Annotated in this window: 11 protein-coding genes, 1 tRNA gene and 1 pseudogene; 5 read left to right on the forward strand and 8 right to left on the reverse strand. The window is 30.6% G+C overall.

Translation table 11 applies throughout. From position 1 onward, the window contains the following. The first annotated feature begins 158 nt into the window (after positions 1 to 158). Positions 159 to 1,322, forward strand: a complete 1,164-nt coding sequence (gene hemH, locus UCYN_RS03185) for a ferrochelatase (RefSeq protein ID WP_012954060.1) — start codon at positions 159 to 161, stop codon at positions 1,320 to 1,322. A gap of 72 nt (positions 1,323 to 1,394) precedes the next feature. Here hemH and UCYN_RS03190 read toward each other — a convergent pair whose 3' ends face one another. Beyond that, positions 1,395 to 2,288, reverse strand: coding sequence for a 4-hydroxybenzoate solanesyltransferase (locus UCYN_RS03190; RefSeq protein WP_012954061.1), 894 nt, complete (start codon positions 2,286 to 2,288; stop codon positions 1,395 to 1,397). 510 nt (positions 2,289 to 2,798) lie between these two features. Between UCYN_RS03190 and recG the strand changes: the two genes are divergently transcribed. Together recG and thiO are read left to right on the forward strand one after the other, a co-directional pair. Beyond that, on the forward strand, positions 2,799 to 5,240 hold the full coding sequence (gene recG / locus UCYN_RS03195; RefSeq protein WP_012954062.1) for an ATP-dependent DNA helicase RecG: 2,442 nt from the start codon (positions 2,799 to 2,801) through the stop codon (positions 5,238 to 5,240). A gap of 416 nt (positions 5,241 to 5,656) precedes the next feature. Next, positions 5,657 to 7,587 (forward strand): annotated as a pseudogene (gene thiO / locus UCYN_RS06270) (glycine oxidase ThiO). Between the two features lie 24 nt (positions 7,588 to 7,611). Here thiO and ispG read toward each other — a convergent pair. Further along, positions 7,612 to 8,835 (reverse strand): (E)-4-hydroxy-3-methylbut-2-enyl-diphosphate synthase, encoded by a 1,224-nt coding sequence (gene ispG, locus UCYN_RS03210; RefSeq protein WP_012954065.1) that lies wholly within the window; start codon positions 8,833 to 8,835, stop codon positions 7,612 to 7,614. Between the two features lie 196 nt (positions 8,836 to 9,031). Beyond that, positions 9,032 to 9,118: transfer RNA gene (locus UCYN_RS03215), tRNA-Ser, on the reverse strand. Between the two features lie 160 nt (positions 9,119 to 9,278). Here UCYN_RS03215 and psaK point away from each other — a divergent pair. Together psaK and UCYN_RS03225 are read left to right on the forward strand one after the other, a co-directional pair. Next, positions 9,279 to 9,545 (forward strand): photosystem I reaction center subunit PsaK, encoded by a 267-nt coding sequence (gene psaK / locus UCYN_RS03220; protein WP_012954066.1) that lies wholly within the window; start codon positions 9,279 to 9,281, stop codon positions 9,543 to 9,545. Between the two features lie 305 nt (positions 9,546 to 9,850). Further along, on the forward strand, positions 9,851 to 12,181 hold the full coding sequence (locus UCYN_RS03225) for an ATP-dependent helicase (protein ID WP_041487849.1): 2,331 nt from the start codon (positions 9,851 to 9,853) through the stop codon (positions 12,179 to 12,181). A gap of 193 nt (positions 12,182 to 12,374) precedes the next feature. On the opposite strand, the gene eno is transcribed toward UCYN_RS03225, so the two are convergent. The 5 genes from eno to UCYN_RS03250 form a co-directional block, all read right to left on the reverse strand. Next, positions 12,375 to 13,670 (reverse strand): phosphopyruvate hydratase, encoded by a 1,296-nt coding sequence (gene eno / locus UCYN_RS03230; protein ID WP_012954068.1) that lies wholly within the window; start codon positions 13,668 to 13,670, stop codon positions 12,375 to 12,377. A gap of 98 nt (positions 13,671 to 13,768) precedes the next feature. Then, the gene (locus tag UCYN_RS03235) at positions 13,769 to 15,013 is read right to left on the reverse strand and encodes an FAD-dependent hydroxylase (RefSeq protein WP_012954069.1); all 1,245 of its coding nucleotides are present in this window, start codon (positions 15,011 to 15,013) and stop codon (positions 13,769 to 13,771) included. Positions 15,014 to 15,209: 196 nt separating this feature from the next. Beyond that, entirely contained in the window at positions 15,210 to 17,864 is a 2,655-nt protein-coding gene (locus tag UCYN_RS03240; protein WP_012954070.1) for a TIGR03936 family radical SAM-associated protein, read from the reverse strand. Positions 17,865 to 17,964: 100 nt separating this feature from the next. Further along, a complete protein-coding gene (locus tag UCYN_RS03245; RefSeq protein WP_012954071.1) occupies positions 17,965 to 18,324 on the reverse strand; it encodes an STAS domain-containing protein in 360 nt (119 codons plus the stop codon). 482 nt (positions 18,325 to 18,806) lie between these two features. After that, a complete protein-coding gene (locus UCYN_RS03250) occupies positions 18,807 to 19,355 on the reverse strand; it encodes an RDD family protein (RefSeq protein ID WP_012954072.1) in 549 nt (182 codons plus the stop codon). Positions 19,356 to 19,533: the final 178 nt, after the last annotated feature.

The raw sequence follows: 19,533 nt of genomic DNA on the forward strand, positions 1-19,533 counted from the left end.
TAAGAAGTATTTAAAATAAAATATAGAAAAACATAGATCATTAAGTATTACAGACCTTGTAATAAATTGTCAGTATTTATAATCTAAAAAGAAGCAGAAGATAATTAAGATATATTGCTACACTTAATAAGAATTAAAAAATATTAATTATAAAAATCATGGGTCGTGTTGGGGTTTTATTACTAAACTTGGGTGGACCAGAACAATTGAAAGATGTTCGTCCTTTTCTTTTTAATTTGTTTTCTGATCCAGATATTGTTCGTTTACCTTTTCCATGGCTGCAAAAACCTTTGGCCTGGCTGATTTCTACTTTAAGAACCAACAAATCTCAAGATAACTATCGTCAGATTGGAGGAGGTTCTCCGTTAAGAAAAATAACAGAGGCTCAAGGTAAAGCACTTGCCAAAAAACTTTTAGAATATGGACAGAAAATGGATGTCTATATAGGCATGCGTTACTGGTATCCTTTTACAGAAGAAGCTATTAATCATATTAAGCATGATTGTCCAGATAAATTAATTATTCTTCCCTTATATCCGCAATTTTCAATAAGTACAAGCGGTTCTAGCTTTCGTGTGCTTGAAAAAATATGGCAAACTGATCCTGTATTAAGACAGATTGAGTATACATTAATACCTTCTTGGTATGATAATCCAAATTACTTGAAAGCTATGGCTGATTTGATTATCAAAGAATTAAACAAGTGTTCTAATCCGGAACAAGTACATATATTCTTTAGTGCTCATGGTGTACCTCAAAGTTATGTAGAAGAAGCTGGTGATCCCTATCAAGCAGAAATTGAAGCTTGTACTCATTTACTAATGAGTGCAATTAATCGTCCGAATTCTTACACATTGGCTTATCAAAGTAAAGTTGGTCCAGTAGAATGGTTGAAACCATATGCTGAAGATGCTCTTCAAGCATTAGGAGGACAAGGAATTAAAGATTTACTAGTGGTTCCTATTAGTTTTGTTTCTGAACATATTGAAACTCTTCAAGAAATTGATATCGAGTATCGTAAGACTGCTGAAAAAGCAGGTATTTACAATTTTTCTAGAGTTCCAGCTTTAAATACTCATCCTATTTTTATAGATGCTCTAGCTGAATTAGTTATTCATTCTCTAGAAAAACCTCCAGTAACTTTCAAGTGCATAACTCATCCAAGAGAGAACATCATAATATACCCTAAGAAGTCTTGGCAGTGGGGAATAACAAGTACTGCAGAGGTATGGAATGGTAGATTAGCTATGCTAGGATTTGTTGCTCTTTTAGTTGAGTTAATAAGCGGACATGGCATTCTACATTATCTGGGGATAATATAAAATTATTTATTTTTAACTCTTTAATTAGATAAATAATAGAAGTTTTTATATATTCTTCTTCTCCTCACAGTTCTATAGTTGATATGTATTGCTAGCAATAATTCCTACTAGTAATATTAATCCTAAATATACATTTTCTCTAAAAATTTGTTCATATAATTTTTGTGGAGTGTTAGGAGATTTTAAAAGAATACATTGTTTTATCCACATTCCTGAAGCAATTACTAATGTTATCCAAAAACAAAAATTTAACTGCATATTTATTGCTAGGTATGCCCAAAGACTTGCGGTAAAAGCAAAAATGCAGGCTATTATATTTTCTGCATGTTGCCCAAAAAATAAGGCACTAGAATTAACACCAATTTTTTTATCATCATCTCTATCAGACATTGCATAAACTGTATCAAAACCTAGTGTCCAGAAAACAGTTATGGCCCATAAAATAAAAGTATCAAACTCAAGTTTTTGAGTTACCGCAGTCCAACTAATAAGAACTGCAAATCCCCAAGATAAAGATAAAATTAATTGAGGAATTGGAAAAAATTTTTTTGCCAAAGGATAACAAACAATAAATGGTACGGCTAAAATACACAACAGAAAACTTAAAGTATTTAAATAAAGAGATAAAACTAATGCACAGACTAAAGAAATAAAAGCAGTTACAATCCCAACCTGAATAGATAGAGTACGTGATGCCAAAGGACGATTTTTAGTTCTCTTTACTTGAGGGTCAATATTTCTATCCCAGAGATCATTAATAACACAACCTGCTGAACTGGTAGACAACGATCCTAATATAATTATTAATATCAAAGATGATGGAGGAAACCCTCGTGAGGCTAAAAAAAGAGCCCATAAAGCAGGAATCATTAAAATTAGTCTTCCTGTAGGCTTATCCCACCTTAATAGTTGAATAATGGCTAAACAAGTAGATTTTGTCGTAAGAAAAAATTGAGAATTCAACATATTATTAAAGTCTAATGCTACTATCTTGCATAAAAACTATCTTGAATATAAATCAAAAAATTGAAATATAGACCAATATTTTTTAGATATAGAAAATAGTTGTGTTGTAATAAAATACAAAATTTTTCTAAATTAATATCATTAATAACCTTTTTGTTTTAGTAAATATTAATAAAAATTAAATCATTTATTTCAGAGAAGATTATTTTATTTCCAAAAATTTTTTTTATATCAAGATTCATCTTTTTAATATAAGTTAAAAAGCAATGCATTACATTACTTAAATAATAATCTAAGATCATAAAAAATTACCTTATGATACTTAAATCTTCTCAATTAATATGAATCTTATCAAATTTTGATTTTAATAATGTTACATAAACATTATTAATGATCAATAATTATATATTTCTTCAAGAATATATTAATATATGCTTAACTAATTTATAATTTGCCATACTTAAATTAAAAAGTCTTAATAAAAAATAAGTATTTATCAAACAAGTTAAGATGACTTCTGAAAATTCTTACTGGGTTCGTTTGGACAAAGCCTTATCGATTGAGATAGAAAGAGGATTTATTAATATACAAGGTGAGCAGTATCAATTTAGTGAATATTTACGCCTTAGCTTTAGTCAATCTCTATCCGATAAAACACCGAATAGTAAAAAACAACGCTGGTTACAATTTGCTGAACGATATGCAAGTTATAGTAATTTAACTCTACCTCAAAGAAAACAGTTAATTATTGAAACCCGTCAATTTTTACATAAGCTAAGACAAGATTTTGAGATATCTGTCAAACGTTCTGATTATAGGCAACCAAAAACAAGTACTTTAATCAACATAGAATCTATACTATCTGATGAACTTAATTTAGAACAATATTTACATGCTTTACAAGGCATAGGGCCTCGCAAAATAGAATTGTTAGAAAAAATAGGATTGGAAACAATTAGAGACCTATTATTTTATTATCCCAGAGACTATATTAACTATGCTCGCCAGGTAACAATTTCAAATATCAAGGAAGGAGAAACTGTCACTATAATAGGAAGAGTAAAGAGATGTAACTTTTTCACTAGTTCTAAAAACAAAAAGTTGAGTATTTTAGAATTAGTTGTGCAAGACCATACAGGAGAAATCAAACTAAATAGATTTTTTTCAGGTAATAGATTTACGAATAAAGGATGGCAAGAGAAACAAAAAAGACAGTATATCCGATCCACTGTCATAGCAGTATCTGGGTTAGTTAAACAAAATCGTTATGGTCTAACTTTAGATAATCTAGAGATAGAAGTTTTAGATGATTTTAATTCAAGTATTGAATCTTGGAATATAGGTCGTATTTTACCTGTATATTCTTTAACAGAAGGAATCGATAATAATTTAATTCGCAAAATAATTATTTCTAACTTAAAATCTGCAAAGACAATCTTAGATCCTTTACCAATATTACTTAAGAGTAAATATGATTTAATAGACTTGAAAGATGCTTTGATTAATATTCATTTTCCGACAAGTCTCGATTTTTTAGAACGTGCTAGAAGACGTTTAATATTTGATGAATTTTTTTATTTACAGTTAGGATTTTTAAAACGTCGACAAGAAAGGAAAGTATTAAAAACTATTAATTCTTTTACACCTAATAGATACTTGACTCACCAATTTAATAAACTGTTACCTTTTGAATTAACAAAATCTCAAAGAAGGGTTATTAATGAAATAATTAAAGACTTAGATTCATTACAATCCATGAATCGTCTTTTACAGGGAGATGTCGGTTCAGGAAAAACTATTGTTGCAATTTTTGCTATATTAACTACCTTAGAATCTGGATATCAGGTTGCTTTGATGGCCCCAACAGAAGTTTTGGCAGAACAGCATTATAACAAGATAGTATTGTATTTTAATCAGTTATATTTATCTGTTGAACTATTAACAGGATCTACAAAAAAATCTAAGAGAAATGAAATCTACCGTCAATTATTAACAGGTGAATTACCATTACTAGTAGGAACCCACGCATTAATACAAGAACCGATAAAATTTAAAAAGCTAGGACTTGTTATTATTGATGAGCAACACAGGTTTGGTGTAGAACAACGAACTAGACTTTTAAACAAAGGTAAATCTCCTCATGTTTTAAGCATGACAGCAACTCCTATACCACGTACTTTAGCATTAACTCTGCATGGAGATTTAGATATAAGTCAAATTGATGAATTACCCCCTGGAAGAAAAGCTATAGAAACTAAAGTCTTAATAGGAAATCAAAAACAAAAAGCTTACGAACTAATAAACCAAGAAGTAATACAAGGGAGACAAGCTTATATAGTTTTCCCTATGATTGAAGAATCTGAAAAACTAGATATAAAAGCAGCTATAGAAGAACATAAAAAACTTTCAAAGGAAATTTTTCCTAGTTTTAGTATTGGTTTATTGCATGGACGATTAAATGCTCTGGAGAAAAATAAAGTTTTAAATGATTTTCGTGATAATAAATATCAAATTATGGTTTCAACAACTGTTATAGAGGTTGGAGTTGACATACCTAATGCAACAGTAATGTTAATTGAAAATGCAGAGAGATTTGGTCTATCTCAGTTACATCAGTTAAGAGGAAGAGTTGGTAGAAGTAGTTTTAGTTCTTATTGTTTTTTAATTACTAGCACTAAAACTCCTAATACATTAGAAAAATTGAACGTGTTGGAACAGTCTCAAGATGGTTTTTTTATATCAGAAATGGATTTAAAACTTCGGGGGCCAGGGACTATCTTGGGAACTCGTCAATCAGGTTTACCAGATTTTGCTTTAGCAAGCTTAGCAGATAACAAAGAAATTCTTGAATTATCAAAATTAATAGCTGAAAAAATAATATCATCAGACATTAAATTGAATAGTTTTCCACTTTTAAAAAGAGAACTACAATATCGAAGTATGAGATTATAAAAAATATTTAATGAATAGATAACTATCGTTATGTAACGATTTTAGTTTTTTAAATATATATATAACTTTTAGTTTTAATAAAACCTATTTTTTAGAAAAATATTTATATTGCATATTTTTCTAAAGTGATGGAATATTTTTTGTATTGCCGCAACAGTAAATAATTTATAATTAATTTTTTTAAAATGTAATTCATTAGAAACTTTATATAAAAGTTATTGTTTTATCTTTGATATCGTAAACCGAGACCGCATTTAAACATACTTTGTGTTAGCATTTGGAGGATTCCTCATATATGCCGTCTTTGATGTTTGTTAATATAAAATCTATATTCGTCTAGATAATTAAAAAAAACAAAACTATAATTATTTTCAACTTAAATACTTTAAGGCAAGAGTAAAGAATAATATATGATTATGAGTACAACAAGTGATGTCATTATCATTGGCGGTGGCATTATTGGAATGTCTATTGCAATTGATCTTAAATTAAAAGGAATATCTGTTACTGTATGTAATAAAAATTTAGCTCAATCAGCCTCTCCTGCCGCTGCAGGAATGTTAGCTCCTTATGCTGAAAGATTATCAGGTCCTTTGCTAGATCTATGCTTAAAGTCTCGTTGTGCCTATCCTGATTGGATCAGAAAAATTCAAAAATTAACTAATTTAGACTTGAAGTATGAGAATTGTGGAGCACTCGCTCCAGTCTACAATATATCGCAAAACTCACGTACTCAATGTTCTAAAGGCCAATGGTTAGATGGAAAAAGTATTCATCTCCATCAATTAGGATTAGGGAAAGATGTAAAAGGCGGATGGTTGTATCCTGATGATGGCCAAGTAGATAGTCGACAATTATTATATGGTCTTTACCAAGCTGCCAGAATATTAGGAGTTAATATCAAAAACGAAGTAATTGTCCACAACTTGCTTAAGAAAGAGAACAAGGTTATTGGAGTATATACAAATAAAGGAAATTTTAAAGCTAATACTTATATTTTAGCTGGAGGAGCATGGGTTAATAACTTTTTAAGCTTACCTGTTCGTCCTCTTAAAGGACAAATGCTTGCTGTGAAAATACCTAAACAATATTCTTTACAAAAAATACTATATGGAACCCAAGTATATTTAGTACCACGTAAGAATAGACGCTTAATTATTGGAGCTACTTCAGAAGATTTAGGATGGATGTCTGGCAATACCTCTAAAGAAATAGAGAAACTAATTAAAAAGTCAATGAAACTTTTGCCAGATGTAGTTAACTGGCCAATTCAAGAATTTTGGTGGGGTTATCGTCCTGTAACGCCTGATAAATTACCGATTTTGGGATATTATAATTATGATAATCTAATTATTGCTACAGGACATTATCGGAATGGGATTCTTCTTGCTCCTATAACAGCTTCTTTGATTGCAGAATTAGTAACTAACAAAAAGAATAATCCACTTTTAACAAATTTTAGTGGTGCTCGATTTAAGAATAAATCTTTTTCTCTCCAACATTTATGACTTTTCTTCAATCCATTAATAATAACGACCATAGTAATTCTTCCTCTGATGAACTGATTATAGCTAATCGCAAATTTAGTTCACGTTTAATGACAGGGACAGGTAAATATCCTAGTATCTCTCTTATGAAAGAATGTATAGAAGCTAGTCAGTGTCAAATTGTAACAGTTGCAGTCCGAAGAGTGCAGTCTGAAGCTCCTGGACATAAAGGACTAGCAGAGTCTATAGACTGGACTAAAATATGGATGTTACCAAATACAGCTGGCTGTAAAACAAGTGATGAAGCTGTTAGAGTTGCAAGACTAGGTAGAGAAATGGCTAAATTGCTAGGTCAGGAGAATAACAATTTTGTCAAATTAGAAGTTATACCTGACCCTAAATATTTATTACCTGATCCTATTGAAACTCTAAACGCGGCAATACAATTAGTAAAAGAAGGTTTTGCTGTATTACCCTATATTAATGCTGATCCTATTTTAGCAAAACGACTAGAAGAAGTAGGGTGTGTTACTCTTATGCCACTAGGATCACCAATAGGCTCAGGACAAGGAATCCGGAATCAGGCAAATATATCAATTATAATAGCGGAGGCTAATATACCTGTAATTATAGATGCTGGGATAGGATCTCCAAGTGATGCATCTCAAGCTATGGAAATGGGTGCTGATGCTGTTCTTGTCAATAGTGCGATCGCACTATCTCAAAATCCCTTATATATGGCCAAGGCTATGGGACTAGCAACAAGAGCAGGAAGATTAGCTTACTTAGGGGGTCGGATGCCTATAAAACATTACGCAGAAGCCAGCTCACCTTTAACTCATACAATTACTTCAACTTAAGCATGTAATTGTTTAATAAATAACCTATGGTTCTATCCAGCGTCCATCGGCTTTAATTAAGTTGACTAATTCTTCTACACCTTTATCTTCCGGTACTTTTTTAATTTCTTCTTGCCCACGATATAAAGATATATATCCGGCTTGTTTTCCTACATATCCGTAATCTGCATCAGCCATTTCTCCAGGCCCATTTACGATACAACCCATGACAGCAATATCTAAGCCGGTAAGATGCTGAGTTGCATTACGTACTTTGTGTAGAACATTTTCTAAGTTAAACAAGGTGCGACCACAGGATGGACATGCAATATATTCCACCATGGTTTTTCGTAATCCTAGTGCTTGAAGGATACCATAACAAACAGAAATTTCTTTTTCAGGAGATTCGGTCAAAGAGACACGAAGAGTATCTCCTATTGATTCCGCCAAAAGTGTTGCTATCCCAGCAGTTGATTTGATGCGCCCATATTCTCCATCACCAGCTTCAGTCACCCCTAGGTGCAATGGATAATTCATATTTAATTCATTCATTCGTTGAGCCATTAAACGATAGGCTGCCAACATCGTAGGTACTCGGGATGCTTTGAGGGAAATTACTAAATTATAAAATTCTAAAGATTCGCAAATACGAATAAACTCTAACGCAGATTCAACCATGCCTAAAGGTGTATCACCATAAGTGAATAACATTCTTTCTGCCAAGGATCCATGGTTAACACCAATTCTCATTGCTTTACCTTGATCTCTTAACGAGATAATTAAAGGTTCCAAGGTTTTCCGTATTATTTCTCCAATTTCTTTAAATTCTTTCTGACTATAATCACTACGATTTATATCATGCTTTTCAAACACATAAAGTCCAGGGTTAACACGAACTTTATCAACATGTTTAGCAACTTCTAAAGCTATCTTCAGGCCGTTATGATGAACATCAGCTACTAAAGGCACAGGTTGATAAGTTTCATTTAATCTACGTTTAATTGCTGCTAATGCTTTAGCATGGGCCATGCTGGGCACTGTAACCCTGACAATTTCACAACCAATTTCATGTAACTTACGAATAGCATTAACAGAACTTTCAATATCAAGAGTATCCTCATTTATCATAGATTGTACGACAACAGGAAAACCTCCCCCAATAGTTATATCTCCGACTTTAACTGGACGAGTTTGACGACGATGAATTGTGGTATCAATTTCTTGTTTAGAAACATTTTCAATATCCTTAGAGGTTTCTAAAATATTCATGATTAATAATATTTAATGTACTAAGTAATAATAAAGCAAAGATGATACATACTAAAGTATTACATAAATTCTAACTTAGCTATTTTATAAAAAGAAATATTATCCTATCTAATTAATCTACTATAGTTGGATATTAAATTAATATAATTTTTTTTTAATAACTAATCTTCTTTTCTAAAACCATAAAAAAAGCGAACGGAGAGGGAGGGATTCGAACCCTCGATAGGCGTTAGCCTATAACTTCTTAGCAGGAAGCCGCTTTCAACCACTCAGCCACCTCTCCAGGATACAACTAGTAATGATAACAGATAAATAGTTTTTAGGGTAATATTTTAGTAATGTATTTTATTATTTTTTTATTAAGTATTACAACATCATTGTCAGACCGAGTGTCTTGACCTTTTAGGATTAAAGAGTATAGTTATTTTTAAGGAGGACAAATTATGTATTCTACTTTTATGCTAGTAGCTACAATTCCTACTACTGTAGAATGGAGTCCAAAGGTAGCATCTATAATGATTGCTTGTAATATTTTAGCAATAGCAATAACTAAGTTAGTTGTTGGTGAGTCTAGTAAAGAAACACGTCTACCTCAGTTCTCAGAAATGTTTGGCCATCTTAATATTGGTGCAATATTAGGAGCAACAAGTCTTGGTCATATAATAGGGGTAGGTATGATTTTAGGGATTGCCAGTACAGGTATGTTATAAGAATATAAATCTTTAATAACCGATACAGTAATAAGGATAATATAGTTAAAAGCTGATTTTTAACTATATTATCCTTATGTTTTATTCTCACTTATTAAACGATAAATATAAAATAGCTACCAATTCTTTTTTTCAGTAACAAATAATATCAACTAGTTTGATCGCGTATAAAAGTTTTACAATATATATTTAATTAACGTAAAAATAATTACATATCTGACATTAATATATGTTAAGTATATTTAATTACTGTTTAAATTTTACAAAAAAATCACAGATTGAAAGATTATATACAAGATTCATCAATTACTAACTCTCAAATACTTGAAAAGAAGCTAGATATTCTTCTGACCAACCTACGCTATGAACAGAAACAATTAGCTCATTGGAAATCTGGAAAAATGTCTGTTACAGCTGTTCCTGGAGCAGGAAAGTCTCATAGCCTCGCAACTACAGCTGCAATATTAATTGCTCGCAATAATCTAAATATTAATAAGCAACTGGTTATTGTTACATATACTCGATCAGCTGCCATGGCAATAGAAGCAAAAATAAAGCAACATCTTATAGATTTAGATATCTCTCAAGATGGCTTTATGGTAAATACACTACATGGCTTAGCTTTACAAATTATCAATAATCATCCTAATTTTTCCAAATTGAATTTAACAAATTCAACTCTTATTAATCTTACTCCTAATCATAAAATTATTGAAAACTCTATCGATAAATGGATTGACAACAATCCTTTGCACTATCAAAGTTTATTAAAAGGAGTTGTAATTAACGAATCTAGGACTGAACAGTTACGACGCAAATCTATCTTAAGAAATGAAATTTTCCCAAGATTTGCATATAGCATTATTAGAGAAATAAAAAGTTCTGGCTTAACTTTAAAAGATTTTGAAAAAATTAATGATCGTAAACATGATAATTACCAAACTTTATTATTAGCAGTTAGTTTATATAAGCAATATAAAACAGTTATGAAGTCTTCTAATTTTATTGATTATGATGACATGATTCATGAGGCAATAAATATTTTAGACGATTCTGATATTAGACAAGTTTGGCAACAAAAGGTTTTTGCTGTTTTTGAAGACGAAGCACAGGATTCTAGTCCCTTACAGGAAAAATTAATATCTACCCTTGCTAGTGATCATAATAATCCCACTTTTGAAGTTAATTTAGTAAAAGTTGGTGATCCTAATCAAGCAATAAATTCTACATTTACTGCCGCCGATCCAATTTACTTTAATTGGTTTTGTGAGGCATGCAAAAAAGATAAAACTCTAGTAAAAATGAATCAAGCTGGACGTAGCAACATAGATATCATAAATGCTGCTAATTTTTCTCTAAAGTGGATGAGAGATGAATGGATAAAAAAACAAACAAATCTTAAAAATAGTTTTTCTGAGCAACAAACATTAGAAAAAAATATTCCTTTTCATGTACAAGAAATTAAATTAGTTGATAAAAATGATCCTCAAGTGAATGCTAATCCTCAATCCTCTAATCCTGGATTAGAAATTCATATTCCTCAAGATATTTATCACAGTATTAAATTAATACGTCAAAAAATCATCACAATTTTGCGTAAAAACCGGAATCAAAGCATAGCAATTTTAGTTAGGGAAAATACGCAGAGCCATTTCTTGGCCCAAAATTTAAAAGATTTTCCTGAAAAATATAAAATTTCAATTTATGAAGTAGGAAAACAAAATCAGTTTTCTCAAATACCAAAAGATATCTTGACTTTACTAAAGTTCATGGATCGTCCACATTCTCTTAGCTATTTGAAAAACTCTTTAAAAATTTTAGAAAAACAAAATTTAATAATAAAACAAGATTGGAATAAAATAATAATGAATCCTGAAGATTTTTTATATTCTACCTCTCTTCTTTCCGAACCTGAGAAATCAGTTATACAAGCTCGTAATTATTGTCGTAGTTTACTTAAAGCGAAGCTAGAACTTCCTAGTTATTATCTTATTGCATTTTTAGGGACAATTCTAAAATATGAAAGCATGGAATTGGCGAGCGTTCAAAAATTGTCTGACACAATATATGACGAACTAAATGGAACAATAACTTTGAAAAATATCATTGATGTTTTAAAAAAGATTATTGATCTAGAACAATTTGAAGAAATTACAGAGGATAATGAACAACCATATGTTAGACCTAATCAAGTAACTATTATGACTATGCATAAGTCAAAAGGTTTAGATTGGAATTATGTTTTTTTACCGTTTCTTCATGAAGATATTTTATCTGGTGAAATTAAAATTTCTGCTACTTCAAAATTTTTAGGAAATTTTTCTTTAGCAGAAATAGCTCGTACTCAAATTCGAGCTTTATCTCATGAAAAATATTTAAGCTATGAAAATAATATTTGCACAAATGAAATAAAACAAGTATGGGAACAATCAAAATTATTAAAAAAAGCAGAAGAATATAGATTAATCTATGTTGCGATAACTCGTGCAAAAAATCTTTTATGGATGTCTGCAGCACAAAAAGGACCTTCATACTGGAGAAATATCAAGGAAAAAGTTTTTTTACAAAATAAAGCTCCATGCTTAATTTTTTCAGCATTAATGAATAAATTTCCACATCTTGTAGTTAGACATTGAAAATAACTAAGCTATCAAAAGATAATAAACTCATAGGGAAAAATTAATTTTACTAGTTGAATAAAGATATCTTTATTTAGTTTCTACAATATATTTAATTGAAAGATTCATAAATGCATTTAATTAACAATTTAAATATTTGCACTTAAACTTACAATATTATGAAAGTCTTTTTAACTAGATATATTAAAAGTTAAGGTACTTTAGGTCCTAAACCAATTTTTGGTGCATAAATAGCAGATTGACCTAACTCTTCTTCAATACGAAGAAGTCTATTGTACTTCGCTATTCTTTCGGTGCGACATAGGGAGCCAGTTTTAATTTGTCCGGAGTTAACAGCTACTACTAAATCAGCAATTGTTGTATCTTCTGTTTCTCCGGAACGATGAGAAATAACAGTATTGTATTGATTGCGAGAAGCAAGAGAAATAGTATCTAAAGTTTCAGTTAAACTACCAATCTGGTTAAGTTTAATAAGAATACTATTTGCCACTTTTTTCTTTATTCCTTTACGAAGGCGTTCTTGATTCGTTACGAACAAATCATCCCCTACCAATTGAATAAGGTTTCCTAAAGATTCTGTACACAACTGCCAATTATCCCAATCTTCTTCCTGAAGGCTATCCTCTATAGAAATAATAGGATATTGACCAACTAGTTTAGACAAATAATCAATAAATTCTTTTGCAGAATGTGATGTATTGTCGTAAACATATTCTCCACATTTATAAAATTCATTAGAAGCAATATCCATAGCTAAAGAGATCTCTTTCCCTGGTTTATAACCAGCCGTCTCTATAGCTTCAATAAGTAAATCTAAGGCTTCTTTATTTGAATTTAAATTTGGTGCATATCCTCCTTCGTCCCCAACTCCAGACATTAGATTACGTTTTTTTAAAACTTTGCCTAACGAATGAAATACTTCGGCACCCCATCTCAAAGCTTCTTTAAAGGACTCAGCACCAATAGGCATGATCATAAATTCTTGAAAATCAACATTATTATATGCATGACTACCTCCATTAATTAAATTCATCATAGGTATAGGCATAACATTTGCCGATAAACCTCCAATGTAGCGATATAGAGGTAAAGATAAATCTTTAGCAGCAGCTTTAGCAACAGCCAGTGATACACCAAGAATTGCATTAGCTCCTAGTACTTCTTTGTTACTAGAACTATCTATTTCAATCATTACATTATCAATAATCTTTTGCTCAAAAGCATTCATCCCAAGCAAACAAGGAGTAATTTTTTCTCGTATATTTGTAACCGCTTTTAAAACTCCTTTGCCATTATAGCGATTGATATCATTATCTCTAAGTTCGTGTGCCTCATAACTTCCGGTAGAGGCACCACTGGGAACTTGAGCAATACCAAAATTTCCTGTTGCTAAAATCACTTCTACTTCAATAGTAGGAAAACCACGAGAATCTAAGATTTCTCTAGCATGAATATTCTTAATAGAAGCAATAGTTCTATTGAGCATATAAAAATAACCCCTATTTAAATAATATGATTAAATATAAACAACTAATTATCATATTGGTTGATAAATAATGATTTTACTACCATTTGTATAATTCTTTATTTTTTAGATAGAATAGGTTGTTTCCCTAGTAAGCCTGTCATTAATCGTAAAATATTCTTTTTAAGAAAGGGTATGTGATTAATTATTATTAAGCCAAAGCGGCGAATTAATACTAAAAGAAAATAATTATTAGAAAACAAACGGTCTAGAAAGTCAGTAAAACCTAGAATTATCCAATTTTCTCTTCTTCTCCAAGTTTCATATTTTTTCAACAATCTTTGACTGCCTATATCTTCGCCTTTTTGCCAAGCTCTTTCTAAAGTTTCTGCTAAAATTGCCACATCTCTTATGCCTAAATTTAAGCCTTGTCCTCCAACAGGATGGCAGCAATGAGCAGCGTCTCCAACCAGTGCTAAGCGAGATTGAATATAATTCTTACTTTGCATTAACTGAACAGGAAATAAAGATCGACTATTTATTAGAGTAACCGGGCCTAAAAACTCGGGAATATGTTTTTGTAGTTGTGCTAAAAATTGTTTATCTTCTAAGTCGTGAAAAGACTTTGCTTGAGCATGCGGAAGAGTCCAAACAATTTGGCATCGATTATTTGGTAGAGGTAAAATAGCTAAAGGTCCAGTGCAACGAAACCTTTCAAAGGCTATATCATTGCGAGAAGCTTGATGTTTAATAATAAATGTAAGGCATGATTGCCAGTATTTCCAACCCTGAGTCTTAATTTTTGCAGATGAGCGAACAAAGGAAAGTGGTCCATCAGCACCAACTACTAGTTTAGTATGTAGTTTATATGCAATACCTTCTTTTTCTATACTTAATACAGATTTTGATTCTTCAGTATCTAATTTTATAACTTTAGCAGGAGATAAAAATTGAATATTAGGATATTGTGTAGTTTCGCTTTGTAAAATATTTAAAATTGCTTTATGTTCACCTACATATCCTAGATAATCTGTTTTTAAGTCAGTAGATTTAAATTGTACTGTTTTTGAGAAATCAGCATCTGAAAGAAAGATGTAACGAAACTTACTGATTTCAGGCAATATTTTTGACCAAACACCAATACCATTAAAAATCCTACCAGAAAGTAGAGAAAGAGCGTAAGCTCTTTCTCTACAAGCAACTTCCTCTAAAGTTTGTGATTCAATAATCTTAATTCTTAATCCTGACTCTTTAAGAGCTAATGCTAAAGTTGTACCTGCAATACCTCCTCCAACTATAGCAAGATCGCATTCTAAATAACTAGTAGAATCTAATTGATTTAATGTTGCTGATTGTAAAGTCATACTAAATATATTTTGCAAAAAATAATAGTAAGTGTCTACTATTTATTTTGACCTGAGTTTTGACAAGGCGCAAGAGAAAAAACCTACTTAATTTTATTAAGACTAACAAACTACAAACCAAAGTTATTCTTAAAAAATATTTTTTTGTATTTCAATTACTAAATAGATAATTTGATAAAGCACAATAGCTAATACATTACGCTAGTAATAGTGTTTGTCTATGAACTTTTAGTAAACTAAATTTCTTTTTTGATATTTTTTCTAAAATTAGCATAATATCTTTAGGAGATAAAATAACTCCATTATTTTGACAGTTACTAATAAACGATAAGACAACTATTTTATTTTCATAAAAATCTAGCTTTAAAGAAATAATTTGACTTCTTAGATTAATAATCTTTACATTCCCTGACTTTGTTACTTTTTCCCAATTAATTTCTTGTTTTATTAAAATACTATCAATCCAGTTTTGCCAATTATTTTTTGATATTACATGCTTTGATTCAACTTTAATTAAATATTCTGACCCTTTTAGTAACTGAGTTGTTGATTTAGAACTAATGTTTACTTCTTCAACACTATAAAGTGGTAAATTTTTAGGCAAACTATTTTGCAAGATATAGCGAAAAGTATTAATGTTTAGTATCTCAGTTAGTTCAAAATCTATAATTTCCCCATTGCTTGTCACACCTAAAGTAAGTGCATTAGCGATAGAAAACCTAGGTCCAGGATGGTATCCTCCAGTAAAAGATATAGGTAAAGATGTACGTCTTAAGACTCTGTCAAATAAACGAATTAAATCAAGATGACTCAGTAAAGATATTTCATTTATTTTTCCAAAATAGACACGAAATCTTTGGACTTTAATATTATTGACTTGACCATAACCGTTAAACTTAGGGATAGGTGGGGGAGGAACTACAATATTATGACCGAAATCTAAACCACATACCCCACAATGAGAACATTTATCAAAAGCGCAATCAGGAATCAAAACTTCTTCTAATGCTCGTTTTAAATCTTCCCATAACCATTTTTTGCTAATACCAGTATTTATATGGTCCCATGGTAAAGGTGCACTATATACTTTATCCTGGTATTGTTTGGTTATATTTTGAACTTTACTAAATGTGTTCCATTCTCCTTCTTCTATGCGGCGATATTCCCAACCTAGTTTTGATTCTTGAATAGATTTTTCCCATGCTGAATAGGCTTTTTCTGCATTTTCCCACCATGAATCCATTCCAGCTCCTAACTCCCAGGCACGCTTGATAATTTTAGATAATCTTCTATCACCTCTACCAATAAAATCTTCCATTCTTGAAATTCTTAAGTCAGTATAATTAACTTTGATACCTTTTTGAGATTTAAAGGCTTCTTTTAATAAATCTTGTTTTTCTTTAAATTCTAAATTGGATACTGAGTGCCATTGAAAAGGAGTATGTGGTTTGGGCGTAAAATTAGATATAGTAATTGAAAAATTTAATGGTTTTCCCTCTTTCTTGTGACATTCTTGGCGTAACCATTGAACAGTTTCCACAATACCAAGAACATCTTGAACTGTTTCTCCTGGTAGACCAATCATAAAATAGAGTTTGATTTTATCCCACCCTTCTTCAACTGCTGTACTTATTCCTCGCAAAAGTTCTTCGTTCGTCAAACCTTTATTGATTACGTCACGCATTCTTTGAGTTCCTGCTTCAGGAGCAAAAGTTAGTCCAGATTTACGATTTCCACCAATAATATTAGCAATATTACTGTCGAATCTATCTACTCTCTGACTAGGAAGAGATAAAGTGATGTTATATTCTTGAAGACGATTTTTAATTTCTATACCAACACTCGGGAGAGCTAAATAATCCGAACAACTTAAAGATAATAATGAAAACTCATTATAACCAGTTTCTTTAATTCCTCGCTCAATGGTCTCAATAATTTCTTTTGGCTCGACGTCTCTTGCCGGACGAGTCAACATTCCTGGTTGACAAAATCGGCATCCACGGGTGCACCCACGCCTTATTTCTACTACTAAACGATCATGAATAGTTTCAATAAAGGGTACTAAGCCTACACCAAAAGAAGGCATGGGAGGGGCTACACGACGTAATATTTTTGGATAAATATCCAATCGATTGGGTATAACTTGACCAGTTTTTTTAACGTCATAAAAGCGAGGGACATACACGCCTGGTATTTTAGCTAAGTCTAATAACAATTCTTGTTTACTTAATAAATTAGCTTTTCCTTTTTTAACAACTAAACCTATTTCTGGTAACAGCTCTTCTCCATCTCCTAAAGCTAGAAAATCAAAAAAATCAGCGAAAGGTTCAGGGTTAGAAGTAGCAGTTTGTCCTCCAGCAAAAATTAAAGGATAATCCCAATTTTTTTGAAAGTTATGTAAATTATTATTTTGTGAATTGTTACTTGAGCTTTTCAGTGAAAATTCTCTTTCTTGCCAGGTTAGAGGAATTCCAGACAAGTCAAGCATCTCTAAAATATTTGTTATTCCAAGTTCATAACTAAGGTTAAAACCGAGAATATCGAATTCTATAAGTGGATGGCGAGATTCTAAACCAAACAGTAGAGTATTGGTTTTTCTTAATCTTGTTGCCAGATCCGAAGCAGGTAAATAAGCACGATCACATAATTGACCAGCTTGGGTGTTTAAGATATTGTATAGAATAATGTGGCCTAAATTAGAAGCTCCTAATTCGTAAACTTCTGGGTAAGTTAATACCCAGTGAACATCTGCATTATTCCAAGATTTATGCTTAGCGCCTACTTCATTGCCAAGATAGCGAGCTGGTTTAGCAATATTTGAAGTGATGAGTTCTTCAATATCAATTATCATAAGTAGGTTCCCAATATTCTTTTTTGATATTCCTTAGTTTCTTAAACACATTGAAAGTATAAATAGATTAGCTAAAAGATATAAAATATTGTCTTGATATCTAAATAGTTAATGTTTCATTATTGCTTGTTTCGTATATGTATGATTGACGATCATTATAAATTTCCAATGCTTGATCTAATTGAGTCAACTCAAATATAATACGTACTGAAGGAGATAAAGAGCAAACACTCAATTTTTTATTAAAACTTTGAGCAAGCCGACAAGCTGATACCATAGCTATTAATCCTGTGCTATCTATAAATTCAACTTGTTCCATATCGACTAAAAACTTTTTACAAGAATTATTTTTTATAAAACTGTTTAATTCTTTTTGGAAATCACTGACATTGTTAGAAGTAATATAACCATTAGGTTCAAAAACTGCTGTTCCGAAATAAATTAGGTGATTTCCTATCATTGATATTTTTCCTCAAATTTAAAATTTATTTTTATTGTATTTTTTAAAAAATAAACTATTAGTTATAGTTTTTAATATTATTTTCTCGACCAGATATTTTCTATTTAATATAACTAACTTTTATGTCTTAAAAACAGATATTAATGAAAATTTTTTCTACAAGTTTCTTAAAAGTACTATATCTATGGAAGTCAGTCTAGCATCATATAGATTGTTTGTCATAAAAAATAATTTTCTTGTTATTTTCTTTAAGAAAAGAATAAGCCTTGATCTCTCATATTAAGCTTTAAAAAGAAATTGATTTTAAAAAATAGTTCATGTTGTTCAATATTAGAAAATTAAACTTTTGTGACGATTATCAGCCTAGATAATTATACAAAATATTTATTTAGGTATTAAAAGCATAGATATATCTTAAACATTCGAAAATTAATAAAACTAATTTTAGTATTATCTTAAATAAAAAAAATTATTCCATATGATTATTTTAATGATTTTATATATTTTTTGTGTATAGTTTTCAATATTTTCTTAATTCGTAAATCTAATGAGAATCCTCTTTGAGACTGGATCAAGATAGTATGGCCAACCATGTCATGCAATGTTTGGCTATGATGTTTTTGATTGCCCAACACTATACTAAAATCCACGACTACAGGAGTTGTTAAAAGTAACATCGAAAGTCCATTATCAAAATTAATCTTGAGACCTAACATAGCCAGCAAGGCTAAAAATCCTAGAGTAGCTTCACGTTTAAGCATCTCATTCAATTGAGGAATACGCCTAGTTCGAATACTTATAATTTTTAAATCAAATGCCCAACAACCTAAGCTTTGCCCTTTATTTTTATTAACTATAATTACCTGTAATATTAACCATGTAAAAGAAAAAACAATATTTTGAGTAATTCCTTTAAAGAAAGAGCTTAAAAACCATATCGTAATAAAATCTAGTAAGAATGCATATATTCGACGATCAAACGGTGCTTGTATAAAATTGTTATGTACTAATGATGAATGCTTGGAAGACATATAATTGACTATAAATTAATATTGACTTTATTTTTAATAAGCACTTTATTGTATCTAAATTAATAAATATCTTTTGAAAAGACTTAATTTCTTATTCTGTACCATTTTTAATAAATTAATAATCACCTATGGATATATGTTATGCATAAAAAATCGCGAAGAATTAATCTAATACATT

Origin of the sequence: Candidatus Atelocyanobacterium thalassa isolate ALOHA, assembly GCF_000025125.1 — a bacterium.
Lineage (GTDB): Bacteria > Cyanobacteriota > Cyanobacteriia > Cyanobacteriales > Microcystaceae > Atelocyanobacterium > Atelocyanobacterium thalassae.

Coding starts and splice junctions, on each gene's coding strand:
- recG (WP_012954062.1), top strand. CDS start 2,799: ATGACTTCTGAAAATTCTTACTGGGTTCGTTTGGACAAAGCCTTATCG.
- psaK (WP_012954066.1), top strand. CDS start 9,279: ATGTATTCTACTTTTATGCTAGTAGCTACAATTCCTACTACTGTAGAA.
- UCYN_RS03240 (WP_012954070.1), bottom strand. CDS start 17,864: ATGATAATTGATATTGAAGAACTCATCACTTCAAATATTGCTAAACCA.
- UCYN_RS03245 (WP_012954071.1), bottom strand. CDS start 18,324: ATGATAGGAAATCACCTAATTTATTTCGGAACAGCAGTTTTTGAACCT.
- UCYN_RS03235 (WP_012954069.1), bottom strand. CDS start 15,013: ATGACTTTACAATCAGCAACATTAAATCAATTAGATTCTACTAGTTAT.
- hemH (WP_012954060.1), top strand. CDS start 159: ATGGGTCGTGTTGGGGTTTTATTACTAAACTTGGGTGGACCAGAACAA.
- UCYN_RS03190 (WP_012954061.1), bottom strand. CDS start 2,288: ATGTTGAATTCTCAATTTTTTCTTACGACAAAATCTACTTGTTTAGCC.
- UCYN_RS03250 (WP_012954072.1), bottom strand. CDS start 19,355: ATGTCTTCCAAGCATTCATCATTAGTACATAACAATTTTATACAAGCA.
- eno (WP_012954068.1), bottom strand. CDS start 13,670: ATGCTCAATAGAACTATTGCTTCTATTAAGAATATTCATGCTAGAGAA.
- ispG (WP_012954065.1), bottom strand. CDS start 8,835: ATGAATATTTTAGAAACCTCTAAGGATATTGAAAATGTTTCTAAACAA.